The 12,938-nt window shown below is 43.6% G+C and carries 15 protein-coding genes; 12 read left to right on the top strand and 3 right to left on the bottom strand.

Features of this window, described 5'->3' with window-relative positions; genetic code table 11:
- Positions 1-25 precede the first annotated feature (25 nt).
- The 5 genes from hisH (at position 26) to IM792_RS17840 (ending at position 3,965) form a co-directional block, all read left to right on the top strand.
- Complete coding sequence (hisH, locus tag IM792_RS17860) at positions 26-688, top strand: imidazole glycerol phosphate synthase subunit HisH (RefSeq protein ID WP_194103269.1); 663 nt, start codon at positions 26-28, stop codon at positions 686-688.
- A gap of 6 nt (positions 689-694) precedes the next feature.
- A complete protein-coding gene (locus IM792_RS17855) occupies positions 695-1,444 on the top strand; it encodes a 1-(5-phosphoribosyl)-5-[(5-phosphoribosylamino)methylideneamino] imidazole-4-carboxamide isomerase (protein WP_194103268.1) in 750 nt (249 codons plus the stop codon).
- A gap of 93 nt (positions 1,445-1,537) precedes the next feature.
- Positions 1,538-2,296, top strand: coding sequence for an imidazole glycerol phosphate synthase subunit HisF (hisF, locus tag IM792_RS17850; RefSeq protein WP_194103267.1), 759 nt, complete (start codon positions 1,538-1,540; stop codon positions 2,294-2,296).
- A gap of 42 nt (positions 2,297-2,338) precedes the next feature.
- Positions 2,339-2,926: a bifunctional phosphoribosyl-AMP cyclohydrolase/phosphoribosyl-ATP diphosphatase HisIE gene (hisIE, locus tag IM792_RS17845; RefSeq protein ID WP_194103266.1), complete on the top strand. Its 588-nt coding sequence runs from the start codon at positions 2,339-2,341 to the stop codon at positions 2,924-2,926.
- A 130-nt stretch (positions 2,927-3,056) separates the two neighbouring features.
- On the top strand, positions 3,057-3,965 hold the full coding sequence (locus IM792_RS17840) for a WD40 repeat domain-containing protein (protein ID WP_194103265.1): 909 nt from the start codon (positions 3,057-3,059) through the stop codon (positions 3,963-3,965).
- Here the strand turns inward: IM792_RS17840 and IM792_RS17835 are convergent.
- A complete protein-coding gene (locus IM792_RS17835) occupies positions 3,962-4,726 on the bottom strand; it encodes a C40 family peptidase (protein ID WP_194103264.1) in 765 nt (254 codons plus the stop codon). The genes IM792_RS17840 and IM792_RS17835 overlap by 4 nt on opposite strands.
- Before the next feature lie 84 nt (positions 4,727-4,810).
- On the opposite strand from IM792_RS17835, the gene IM792_RS17830 reads away from it, so the two are divergent.
- Positions 4,811-5,752 (top strand): bifunctional helix-turn-helix transcriptional regulator/GNAT family N-acetyltransferase, encoded by a 942-nt coding sequence (locus tag IM792_RS17830; protein ID WP_194103263.1) that lies wholly within the window; start codon positions 4,811-4,813, stop codon positions 5,750-5,752.
- A 446-nt stretch (positions 5,753-6,198) separates the two neighbouring features.
- Here the strand turns inward: IM792_RS17830 and IM792_RS17825 are convergent, their stop codons facing one another.
- Positions 6,199-6,552: a 4Fe-4S dicluster domain-containing protein gene (locus IM792_RS17825; RefSeq protein WP_194103262.1), complete on the bottom strand. Its 354-nt coding sequence runs from the start codon at positions 6,550-6,552 to the stop codon at positions 6,199-6,201.
- Positions 6,553-6,642: 90 nt separating this feature from the next.
- Here IM792_RS17825 and IM792_RS17820 point away from each other — a divergent pair, with 90 nt between their 5' ends.
- From IM792_RS17820 to dnaJ, 5 genes are all read left to right on the top strand, one after another.
- On the top strand, positions 6,643-7,668 hold the full coding sequence (locus tag IM792_RS17820; protein WP_194103261.1) for an acyl-CoA reductase: 1,026 nt from the start codon (positions 6,643-6,645) through the stop codon (positions 7,666-7,668).
- A 102-nt stretch (positions 7,669-7,770) separates the two neighbouring features.
- Positions 7,771-7,974: a fructose-6-phosphate aldolase gene (locus IM792_RS17815; protein WP_194103260.1), complete on the top strand. Its 204-nt coding sequence runs from the start codon at positions 7,771-7,773 to the stop codon at positions 7,972-7,974.
- 6 nt (positions 7,975-7,980) lie between these two features.
- Positions 7,981-8,667 (top strand): ATP-binding cassette domain-containing protein, encoded by a 687-nt coding sequence (locus IM792_RS17810; protein ID WP_194103259.1) that lies wholly within the window; start codon positions 7,981-7,983, stop codon positions 8,665-8,667.
- A gap of 232 nt (positions 8,668-8,899) precedes the next feature.
- Positions 8,900-9,487 (top strand): nucleotide exchange factor GrpE, encoded by a 588-nt coding sequence (locus IM792_RS17805; RefSeq protein WP_228085242.1) that lies wholly within the window; start codon positions 8,900-8,902, stop codon positions 9,485-9,487.
- A 116-nt stretch (positions 9,488-9,603) separates the two neighbouring features.
- Complete coding sequence (gene dnaJ / locus IM792_RS17800) at positions 9,604-10,770, top strand: molecular chaperone DnaJ (protein ID WP_194103258.1); 1,167 nt, start codon at positions 9,604-9,606, stop codon at positions 10,768-10,770.
- A 45-nt stretch (positions 10,771-10,815) separates the two neighbouring features.
- On the opposite strand, the gene IM792_RS17795 is transcribed toward dnaJ, so the two are convergent.
- The gene (locus IM792_RS17795; RefSeq protein WP_194103257.1) at positions 10,816-12,225 is read right to left on the bottom strand and encodes a Fic family protein; all 1,410 of its coding nucleotides are present in this window, start codon (positions 12,223-12,225) and stop codon (positions 10,816-10,818) included.
- A gap of 95 nt (positions 12,226-12,320) precedes the next feature.
- On the opposite strand from IM792_RS17795, the gene IM792_RS17790 reads away from it, so the two are divergent.
- Positions 12,321-12,938: a hypothetical protein gene (locus tag IM792_RS17790; RefSeq protein WP_194103256.1), complete on the top strand. Its 618-nt coding sequence runs from the start codon at positions 12,321-12,323 to the stop codon at positions 12,936-12,938.

The raw sequence follows: 12,938 nt of genomic DNA, 5'->3' as shown, positions 1-12,938 counted from the left end.
AGGTGGAACTGAAGTTTGAATAATAATGGATAAAATAAACGTTGACAATACCCAAGCTTCGCCAACAAGTGAAGCTACTCCCCCTTTAGGGGGCGGGGGGATCGGAATTATCAGATACGGTGCAGGCAATATATTCTCGCTCACTGCCGCTTTAGACAGGCTGGGCATTGCCTACGGAATGATACACAATGAAGCTGATTTTGAACAGTTTGACCGTTATATCATTCCCGGTGTTGGCCATGCCGGCGCGGCTATGCAAAAGTTACAGCATACCGGCCTCGTACCCAAAATACGCTCGCTTACCAAGCCTGTGCTGGGTATTTGCGTAGGTATGCAGCTGTTAACCCAACACTCCGAAGAAGGTGACGCCCAACTGCTTGACCTTGTTCCGGTAAAAACATTGCGCTTTGCCGACAGTGCCGAGTACAAGGTACCACACACCGGATGGAACCGCGTTTACCCCGAAAAAGAGAATAAACTTTTTGCAAATATTCCGCAAGGTTCGCACTTTTACTTTGTACATTCATATTTTATTGAATACAACGGTGCATACACTTTGTCGTCAACAACTTATAATAACAAATTTTCGGCATCAATTTGGCTTGACAATTTTTATGGGGTGCAATTTCACCCCGAAAAATCAGGCACTTATGGTGAAACCCTCTTGACTAACTTTTCAAAAATTTAAAAAGGCATGTATATTATTCCCGCTATCGATATTCTGAACAAAAAAGTTGTGCGCCTTCGCGAAGGTGATTACCAACAAGTTACAGAGTATGATGTATCATTGGAGGAGATGATCGAGCGCTACCAGTCTAACGGAACAAACTTTATTCACGTTATTGACCTCAATGGCGCAAAAAACGACTTTTCTAATCAGGAGTACCTGTTCAACGTGATCCGCAAAACGGACATGAAGATACAGTATGGCGGCGGTGTACGCAGCATTGATAAGGTTAAGGAATTGATTGATGCCGGTGTTCACCGTGTTATAGTTGGCACACAGGCCATTACCAACCCAAGCTTTTTGGTTGACCTGAGCAAATCTATCTGCGGCGATTACAAATGTTCGGACCAGGTGGTTATAGCCATTGATGTGCTGGATGAGGTAATTAAATACTCCGGCTGGATGGAAAGCTCACCCATCAAACTAATGGATTATGTAGATAAGTGCCTGGCATTGGGCTTCTTCCGCTTTTTATGTACAGATATTAATAAGGATGGCAAACTGGGCGGTGCAGGCATCGAACTATACGAAAAGCTGCTTGACCATTCGCCATTCATCAAGCTAATCGCATCAGGCGGTGTAAGTTCAATGGGCGATATCGAGAAACTGAGCCGCCTCAAAGTAGAATCGTGCGTGGTAGGCAAAGCCATCTACGAAGGCCATATCTCTATCGAAGATATCAAAAACTGGAATCTGGAATCGTTAATATCGATATAAACTAACTCTCACCGTCATTACGAGGAACGAAGCAATCTCCGCTAACTAAGCTTAAAGAGATTGCTTCGTTCCTCGCAATGACGCTTTAATAAGATGCTGTCAAAACGAATTATCCCCTGCCTTGACGTTAAGGACGGGCGTACGGTTAAAGGTGTAAACTTTGTTGACCTGCGCGATGCCGGCGACCCGGTGGAGCTGGCCTGGAACTACTCGAACCAGGGCGCTGACGAACTGGTGTTTCTGGATATTACCGCTACGGTTGAACGCCGCAAAACCATGGTTGAACTGGTTAAGGCTGTAGCACGGCAAATCAACATCCCATTCACTATTGGTGGTGGCATAAACGAAATTGCCGATGCCGATGCCCTGCTGAATGCCGGTGCCGATAAAATATCTATCAACTCTGCCGCTGTACGCAACCCGGCGCTGATTGATGAGTTGGCCAAAGCCTTTGGGGTACAGTTTGTGGTGATAGCGGTTGATACCCGTAGCACAGGCAATAAAAACATTGTACACCTTAATGGTGGCAGGCTCCCTACCGAACGTGAAACCCTGGAGTGGATATTAGAGGCCGAAAGCCGTGGAGCGGGCGAGATATTGCTTACCTCGATGGACCATGACGGTACCAAGGCCGGGTTTGACAACGGCCTGCTTAAAACCGTTAACGATGCCGTACATATACCGGTAATAGCATCGGGCGGCGCGGGTTCGGTACAGCACTTTGTGGATGTGTTTGAAAAAACCAATGTTGATGCCGCTTTGGCTGCCTCTGTATTCCATTACGGCGAAATACTGATACCCGACCTGAAAAACACTTTACAACAAAATAGCATTGAAGTGCGGATGGTTTGATAGCTTTGCCTACTCATCATCCCCTATTCAAACAATATACAAATGAACATCGATTTCGATAAAAGCGACGGCCTTGTGCCGGTTATTATACAGGACGAGCAAACCCTTGAAGTACTGATGCTGGGGTATATGGATAAAGAGGCGTACGACAAAACCGTTCAGGAAAATGTGGTTACCTTTTTTTCGCGCTCAAAAAACCGTCTTTGGAAAAAGGGCGAAACCAGCGGCAACTATCTGCATGTAAAAAGCATTGATATTGATTGCGATAACGATACCCTGCTGATCAAGGTTAAAGCCGACGGCCCTACCTGCCATACAGGTTCGCGCAGCTGCTTTAAAACGGAGTACAATCAAAACTTTATCCACGAGCTGGAACGCATTATAGCCGACAGATACGAAAACCCGCTTGAAGGATCGTACGTGAACAAGCTGCACAAAAAAGGCCTCAACAAAATAGCCCAAAAGGTAGGCGAAGAAGGCGTTGAAACCGTAATTGCGGCACTTAACGAAACCGAGCACGACTTTATCAACGAATCGTCGGACCTGGTGTTCCACCTGCTGGTACTACTCCGCGAAAAAGGCATCAGCCTGGAAACAATAGCTAAGAATTTAGAGGAGAGGCATAAATAGACCATGGTCAATAGTCAATAGTGAATGTATTTAGATTGTTGACAAACGATTAATTTAAGAGTACTATGGACTATCGTCTATCGTCCATGGACTCTATAAATAAACCATGAACCATGAACTAACGAGGTAAATGATTCAAGTACAAAAAATAGCTGAACTTACCGGGCATGGTAACCCAATATTTACGGCTGAGCTATCGCAAAAGCCGGGCATATTGTTTACCGGTGGAAACGACAAGGGCGTTGTGGAATGGAGCCTGAAGGATAATACCTTTATCAAGGTGATGTTTCCGGTGCCTGCTTCGGTATATGCTATACATTGTCCGGAGGGTTATCCGTACATGTTTGTGGGATTGCGTACAGGCGATGTGGCTGTGTTTGATTTTATTCAGCAAAAGGTGATCAAGCTGTTAAAGCATCATACCAAACCGGTGTTTGATGTTAAGGCTGTAATTACCAAAAAGGAGTTGTTAGTAGCCAGCGAGGATGGCTCGGTAACCGTATGGAGCCTTGAAACGCTTGAGCTTTTGCATACTGTTCAGGTTTCGGGCGATACCATACGCTGCATAACGGTATCCCCGCAAAAACGACATATTGCCTTTGGCTGTCGCGATAACAGCGTGAAGATATATGATATGGACGATTACGGCTTCATTACCTCGCTAAACGAGCATACCATGGCCGTATTTTCAGCCCAGTATTCGCCTGATGGCAGCTACCTGCTAACCGGATCGCGCGATGCGCAGTTTAAGGTTTGGGATACTAACAGCTACACCCTGCTCCAAAATATACCGGCGCATTTATTCGCTATTAACAGTATTGCTTTTCACCCTTCGCGCCCTTACTTCGCTACCGCCAGTATGGATAAAAGCATCAAGATATGGGATGCCCAAAGCTTTAAACTCCGCAAGATCATCAGCCGCGAAAAAGGGCTGTCATCGCACGTGCTATCAGTAAATAAACTGGTATGGAACGGCGACGACCTTATCTCTGTAAGTGATGATAAAGCGGTGCTGATTTGGCAGGTAACCTTTGCTTAAAAGTATCTTTTAATAACCGCTAACTGGTGGGTGTACTTGCCCTGCTCCTCAGAGTAAATACCCTTTTCATCAATCTGCTCTATCTTTACACGGCCCGATGCATGGATGATCTGCCCATCGCCAAGCATTAAACCCACGTGGGTTATACGTCCTTCGGCATTGGCAAAAAACGCCAGATCGCCCTCTTTGGCATCCTCAATATTGGCAACTAACTCGCCCTGTACTGCTTGCTGCGAAGCATCGCGATCTATCTTGATACCGTGCAGTTTAAATACGGCCTGCGTTAATCCCGAGCAGTCGATACCAAAATGCGTGCGGCCTCCCCATAAATATGGTGCGTTTAAAAACTGCATAGCAGTTTCAATAAGCGAATCTTCCAGCTCATCATCCACTTCGGGCACGGCATAGTAATCATCACCCACCCGGCACTCATCCCCCTCTAAAAATGGCAGCGAACTACCAAAAGGCAGGTAAAGCAGCGCCATCTCCGGCTTTTTGAATGCCCAGGTAACTGCTGACGTTGTGATGGTTGGCGGTGTTTGTTTTATATGGTTGTAATCGGCTTCATCCAGTTGGGTAAATAGCAACTTACCTATCCAGCCGGTATAATTTTCGTAAGCGGTGGTGATCTTTACCCAGTGCTCCTGGCGCTCCAATATCTCAAAGGCTTCGCCAAATAAAACCTGGGTTTTTATCTCGCTACGCTCAGCTGGTTCAGCCTTAAGCGGCGCTATGGCCATATTACAAATACCGTATTCCATTAAAAATTTATTTACACCAAAGGTAATCAATCAAAACAAATTATATATTTGTAAGTACTTACGTAAGTACTTACATAAATTACTATGTCGATAATAGATGATCTGCAAGAGCTTACCATTGGCGCACGTATGAAACGTTTATATGATATATTTTCTCAGGATGTAGAGCAGATATATAAGGATGAAGGCTTAACCTTTGAGCCTAAATACTTCGCGCTGTATTACCTGATCAGTCGCCGTGAGGAAATAGGCATTACCGAAATTTCTGAAGAACTGGCCCTCACCCATCCCGGTGTTATTCATTTAGCTAAGGAGTTGGAGGCCTTGGGATATATTGAATCGGTAAAATCAAAAACCGACAGCCGTAAACGTAACTTGCGCCTGTCCGAAAAAGGCAAGCAATCCCTGGTAAAATTCGAGCATGTTTGGGCCAAGATAACCAGCCTCAATAAATCGTTGTTCGGTAGTCAAAAGAACCATTTGCTGCAAGCGGTTATTGAAACAGAGGAACAATTAGCCGAAAAGAATTACTACCAGCGCTTCAAGGAGATGTTTAGCTTCTCGGGCCCTACTGATGTTAAGATACTGGATTACAAGCCCGAACTTGCCCCGCATTTTAAATCGCTTAACGTGGAGTGGATCAACACCTATTTCACCGTTGAGGCGCATGATCTGGAACAACTTGATCACCCGGAACATATATTGAACAACGGCGGCCGCATAATTTTTGCCGAAGTTGATGGCGACATTGCAGGAACCTGCGCCCTAATAAAAACCGGTTACCTGGAATACGAAATAGCCAAAATGGGTGTAAGCCCCAAATACCAGGGCCGCAAAATAGGCCAGGCTTTAATGACCTCAATTGTAGATACCGCCCGAAGCCTGGGTGCCAAACGCATCTGGTTAGGTTCAAACAGCAAGCTCGCTCCCGCCCTTGCCGTGTACCGCAAGTTCGGCTTTGTGGATATACCCGTAGGAGATTCGCCTTATAAAAGGGCTGATGTGAAGATGGAGATGTATTTGTAATTGATAGGTTGCTTTATTAAACCCCTCCCTTGGGAGGGCAGGGAGGGGTTCACGAACTATCCTAAAAAGATTGCTTCGTATTTAATGACGCGCTTTCTATATTACATATTCAACCTTGTCATTTCGAGCGATAGCGAGAAATCTGCGCGCCTTCATAATCAAGCGATAGACTTCTCCTCGTACAACCCCTCCTAAATCCTCCCCGAGGGGGAGGACTTTTAATATCCAGTTAACCATCTTGTCATTTCGAGCGATAGCGAGAAATCTGCGCGCATTCATAATCAGGCGACAGATTTCTCCTCGTACCTCGATCGAAATGACAAAAACTTAAAAGCGATCAGAAAAAAGTCCTCCCCCTCGGGGAGGATTTAGGTGGGGTCCGGGTAAACAAAAAAAGGAGCACCAAACGGTGCTCCTTTTCAATATATTCAAAAAGAAAATTCTAATTATTGACCTAAGTGCAGCCAGTCTTTTTTGGCGTGCAGTTCTTCTTCAGTTTCGCGTATGTCTTCGTCGTCAACGCAACAATCTACCGGGCAAACCGCGGCACACTGTGGTTCGTCGTGAAAACCAACACACTCGGTACACTTATCAGGTACTATATAATATATATCATCAGATAATGCAGCCTGAGATTCTTCGGCATTAAGGGTGTTGCCATCGCCAAAGTCGATAAGCCCTTTTAAACCTGTACCATCAGAAAAACGCCAGGCGGCACCAGCATCATAAATAGCATTATTAGGGCATTCTGGTTCGCAGGCCCCGCAATTAATGCATTCATCGGTGATTTTGATCGCCATATTTTATTATTCTATATTCTAAATTAACTTTGCAAGCTGCAAATATAACAAAAAAAGGGTTTCGGGGTTTATACCGATACCATAATTAATATGTCAAATTACAATCCGCATACATACATACAGGCTTTTGCCGCCCTTGGCGAGTACTTGCGTGAACCTGATGATCAGCTAACGCATATCATCCAAACCGAAAAACAACACAACGCATGGTTCACTCCCGAAAGTGTACAATCGGCTATTGATGCCATCGCCGGTAATCTTACTATATCTAACTTAAAACAATGGCTGGATAATTATAATGTAAGCACCGCTAAAGAGCCCAAAACGGTAGGACTAATATTAGCGGGCAATATCCCGTTAGTAGGGTTTCATGATGTGCTGAGTGTAATACTTTCGGGCAATAAGGCGCAGATCAAGGCTTCATCGCAGGATAGCAGACTGATCGGGCTACTGCTTAATAAACTGGTTGAATTTAACAGCGCCATTGATGGCAGCTTTGCCTTTGTGGATAGATTACAGGGCTTTGATGCCGTTATAGCCACAGGCAGCGACAATACTTCGCGCTATTTTGAATACTACTTTGGTAAGGTGCCCAACATCATCCGTAAAAACCGCAACAGCATAGCGCTATTAACCGGTAATGAAACTACCGAACAACTGCACGCGCTTGGGCACGATATTTTTGATTACTTTGGCCTGGGTTGCCGTAATGTATCAAAGGTGTTGGTACCTGCGGGATATAATTTTACACCGTTTTTTGAGGCTATAGAGCCATATAACGATATAGCCAATCATCATAAATACCACAATAATTACGATTACAATAAATCAATATACCTGGTAAACCGCGATAAGCATTATGATAACGGCTTTTTGCTGGTAAAGCAGGATGAAAGGCTGGCCTCGCCCCTGGCGGTACTGTTTTACGAGGAATATGAAAGCCTTGAAGCAGCGCAGCAGCAGATAATTGCCAATGCTGATAAGATACAATGCGTGGTTAGCGAAGCTGATATACAGGTAAGTAACCAGGTAGTAAATTTTGGCCACAGCCAGCAACCTGCCCTAAATGATTACGCCGACGGAATTGATACCATGAAATTTTTGGCTGATCTTTAAAATAACGATAACTTTGGGAGAACCGTTCATAGATAATGGTTCATGGTTCATAGCTAACAACGCTTCTTACCATGAACAATCAACTATGAACCATGAACTAAAATGTATATTATAAAAGTAAAGGGCGTTGCCAAAATTCCGGATTATGTGCAGCTGCGCGATGACAAGTTTACGCTGCTGGCATACTTTAGGGTTGACAGGCCTGACAAATCGCTTGATAAAGTGGGGCTTGCCGATAAGGCCGAGCATATTATGAATATTATTAAGGACCTGCCTTTCGGGCAGATTTTAAAACTGGAGCTATAGATCACCATGATAGGAAATTCTATTATAAAACTTACCGGCGTTGATATATTTCAGCAAAAACACCTGGTACTATCAAACGTAAACCTGCATATTGATAAAAATGATTTTGTTTGGCTGATAGGTCAAACCGGATCGGGCAAGAGTAGTCTGCTTAAAATATTGTATGGCGATTTGAATATTGCTGCCGGCAGCGGCTACGCCTGCGGGTACGACCTGGGTAAGCTGGCCGACCGTGATGTACCTTTTTTACGCCGTAAGCTGGGTATAGTTTTCCAGGATTTTCAATTACTTACTGACCGTACCATTGAGCAAAACCTGCACTTTGTACTAAACGCCACCGGCTGGACGGATAAGAAACTGGTTACCGAACGTACGCTTGACGTATTGGAAAAAGTAGGCCTGCGCTCAAAACTGAAGAAAATGCCGCATGAGCTATCAGGCGGTGAGCAGCAGCGTGTGGTAATTGCCCGTGCCCTGCTTAACGACCCGGAGATAATACTTGCCGATGAGCCCACCGGTAACCTTGACCCTGATACATCCGAAGAAATTGTGATGCTGCTTAAACAAATAAGCCAGCAAATGGGCACCGCCGTTGTTGTGGCCACACACGATTATCATATCATCCGCACCTTCCCATCGCGCATTATAAAATGTGAGAACGGCAAGGTATTAGAGGATGTGCAGATAGCTTGAGTTTCATTAGTAGCGGTTGCAGTAAAAAAGTAAAGTTATAACAACTGCAACCGCAACTGCCACTTTTCAAGACTGCCACTTTTCTACGACTGTAACCACAACTGCCACTGCAACTCTCATATAACTGCCACTTAAACAAAAGTCTGTCATTGCTTCTTAAAAAAACGGGGTACTGCTGTCAGCTTGGCTGTTTTGCGGGTATGGCAAGGCATTTGTTTGGCACTATTTAGCTATGAAATTTAATGATATGTTGAAGAAAAAAAAGAAAGAACATACCAATATGCAAGAGAATAACGAGGAGCTGAACGAAAACACGGCTGCCGAACAAGATACCGAGCAGCAACAGGGCGAAGAAACCAGCCAGGAGCCTACTGCCGAACAAAAACTGAAAGAAGAACTGGCACAAGCCAATGATAAATATTTGCGCTTATACGCCGAATTTGATAACTTTAGAAGACGCACCACCAAAGAGCGTGTAGAGCTTTTACAAACCGCCGGTAAAGAGATCATTGTATCGTTATTACCTGTGCTGGATGATTTTGAACGCGCGTTCAAATCAATGGATCAGGCTACTGACGTTGTAGCCGTTAAAGCCGGGATTGAGCTTATACACAGCAAACTAAATAACATTCTATCGCAAAAAGGCTTAAAGCCTATGGAAGCCGTTGGCGAACCATTTGATGCCGACTTGCACGAGGCTATCACCAACATACCAGCCCCAACAGATGAACTGAAAGGCAAAGTGATAGACCAAATGGAAAAAGGCTATTACCTTGGCGATAAGGTAGTGCGCTTTGCCAAAGTTATTGTAGGAAATTAATTTGATTTCGAATTTCGGATGTTCAAATTCGGATTTATCCTATGAACGTCTGACAGTAGAATTCGATACATAAAACACATTCGAAATTCCAATTTCGAAATTCGAAATAATAAAATATGTCAAAAAGAGATTATTACGACGTACTTGGGGTTTCGCGCAGCGCCGATGCCGACGAAATAAAGAAGGCTTACCGCAAGATGGCCATCAAATATCACCCGGATAAAAATGAGGGCGATAAGGAGGCTGAGGAAAAATTTAAGGAAGCGGCCGAGGCTTACGAAGTATTAAGCAATCCTGAAAAACGCCAGCGTTATAACCAGTTCGGCCATGCAGCCAATGCGCAATCAGCAGCGGGTGGCGGTTATGGCGGTGCCGGCAACATGAATATGGAAGACATATTCAGCCAATTTGGCGATATATTTGGCGGCGGTAGTCCGTTCGAGGGTTTCTTTGGCGGCGGTGGTCGTCAGGGTGGCGGCGGCAGGCGTGTTGCCCGTGGCAGCAACCTGCGCATCAAGGTTAAGCTTACCCTTGAGGAGATAGCCAATGGTGCCGAGAAAAAGATAAAGGTAAACAAACAGATAGTTTGTAAAACCTGCGATGGCAGCGGCGCTAAGGATAAATCATCTTTTCAAACTTGTAAAACCTGTGGCGGCAGCGGTGCCGTACGCAGGGTAACCAACACCATTTTAGGCCAGATGCAAACTACCAGCACCTGCCCTACCTGTAATGGCGAAGGTTCTATCATCACCTCAAAATGTAATGTTTGCCACGGCGATGGTGTAGTACGCGGCGAAGAAACCATTACCATAAACGTACCTGCCGGTGTTAGCGAAGGCATGCAATTAAGCATGAGTGGCAAAGGTAACGCTGCTCCACGTGGCGGCGTACCGGGTGATCTGATCATCCTGATCGAAGAAGTGCCTCACGAAACACTGAAACGCGATGGTAACAACGTTATATACGATCTGCATATCAGCTTTATTGACGCCGCTTTAGGCACAAGCGTTGAGGTACCAACTATTGATGGCAAAGCCAAGATCAAGATTGATGCCGGTACACAAGGCGGTAAAATACTACGCCTTAAAGGCAAAGGCGTGCCCGAGGTTAACTCATACCACCGCGGCGATCAATTGGTGCACATCAATATATGGACACCAAAGGCCCTGAGCCGCGAGGAGCGTGAACTGCTTGAAAAACTACAAAGCTCACCAAACTTTAAACCCAATCCGGGCAAAAACGAAAAAAGCTTTTTTGAACGGATGAAGGAATATTTTGAGTAAGAAAGCGTAAAGCTGAAAGACTAAAGCACAAAGCCCGGAATAGGATTATTTCGGGCTTTGTCGTTCATACCTAAATTGTTTTATAAATTCATCAAAAAAAGAACTTACAATCATCCGTTTTTCCTTTTGAGTAATTTCTTCATTGTAGAGCTTTGATAGTATTTCGTTTTCATTTAAGGCCAATACATATCGATGATCATTAAAGATGAGGTCTACATGCATATCTACATTAAACATAGATCTGGAATTTTTAAATTTCTTGTACGCACAAGAGAACCTTAAGTCTGAAAAGTTTTCTCTTAAATCTTTTATAGATTTTTTAATATAATTTATATTATCATCAACAAATAGTTCAGCGATATGATTTAAATCCCTTATTAATGGTTTGCTATAAGCATCTGATTTTTTTGATTGATAATATGTGATAAATATTGTTGGTTTAATTTCTGAGAACACATCCTTAAACATGTCGTTTTTCTGACAGATTTTAACCAGCACCTCAATAACATCTAATATAATTTCCTGCTCTTTAATAATAGTTTGTTCATAACCAAAGTGAGATTGAGTTTTAATTTCGATCTGAAACAAAGCCAGTTTTTTATCAATATCTTCATCCTCATCAATATCTCCCCCATTAATCGCTTTAGTATATAACTCTAAAGAACTTTGCACAAGCTCAGCGATGTATTCAATAAAGGGCCAGCTGTCACCTACATCGGCTTGGCTTAATAAAGCATAATAGCTTTGCTTATTGTCGTTTTTAATAACCGCGGGGGGATAATCATTTTTCATTAGCACAAGGTTCATCAGTATGCGCGATACACGGCCATTGCCATCATCAAAAGGATGTATAGCCACAAACTTATGATGAAACAATGCAGCCACTACTATGGGATGGATATTCTTGTCGGCAGATGCCGCGGCGTACCACTGCATCAGTTCCTGCATTTTGGCTGGTGTTTCTTCGGGTGTAGCGTAATAGTGTGTTTGGCCAGTTGCCGTTTGCACGTGGTTTGGTTGCGTTTTATACGCTCCTATCTCTATACGTTTTTTTGTTGGCTGGCCATCGGCTGTTTGCGCATCTACCTCGTATGCTTGTACCAAGATAATTTCGTGCAATTGCCTGATGTCATTTTCGGTTAATGGCCTACTATCCTTTATTACCGATAATAAAAAATCAATAGCATCATTATGTCCCTGAATATCTAAATGATCCTTTAACGGCTTACCTTTTGCAGTAATACCATGCATCAGTAAGGCTGTTGTTTCGCCATAGTTCAGCTTATTACCCTCAATTGCATTGGAGTTGTAGTTCCAATCCAACCTAAGTTTTTGCATTACCCGGCCCTCAACATCAACAGGCAATGGGCGTTGCGCATCAATCCGCTCCTTTAATACGTCTATTTCCTTTAATAAATCAGCCTTACTATACTCTTGTTCCAATTTCAGGTTCATGTTTTAAAGATAAAAAATATCAGGTCAATCTAATAAACACATAAATTTGGCATACATATAAACCTGCAAGGTATATTTGCCCTAAATACTTTTCCATGAAGATCAACTTAAAATCAGCGCAGCTGGCTTTTTTTCTTAATATCATTTATATAGTTAGCAGGGGCATATCGGCTTCGGTTAAGATCATCCCATTAATTATACCTCAAGGGCTACAATACTTTTTGCTGTTTCTGTCGGAGTTAAGTTTTGTGGCTATTATCATATTCCTGATCGGTTCATTAAGGCATTGGCAGGCTAAATCGACAGCCTTGTGGCTTACTATCTATTTGGCATTAAGTGTTATCAGTTTTTTTATACCAATAGCCTACCATACCGGTTTGCTTACCTTAACGGCGTCAACAAGCTTTATACCAGCTATACCGGTGTTCGCTACTTTTGCAACTATCATTATCATGATGATGACCTCGTTCAAAATCACTCCTTCATCTTTAGGGGCGGCATTCAGGGCATTTTTTATTGTGGTGATACTGTCGGCATTAATAAGTCATTATTTGCCTACGCTGATGCCTGTGGTACAAACACCAACCATGAATAAGCTATCAATTGCGGCGGTTGAACTGGTTAGTTTACTGCCCGGTTTCGCCATATTCTTCATCCTGCAAAAGGTATGGCTACTGCTTAATGAGGGTGTTATTGTTAACAAAAAAGTTTAA

The organism is Mucilaginibacter sp. JRF (assembly GCF_015223065.1).
Classification (GTDB): Bacteria; Bacteroidota; Bacteroidia; order Sphingobacteriales; family Sphingobacteriaceae; genus Mucilaginibacter.
Note: the sequence above shows the minus strand (reverse complement) of the source record. Positions and strands in the feature narration are given on the sequence as shown.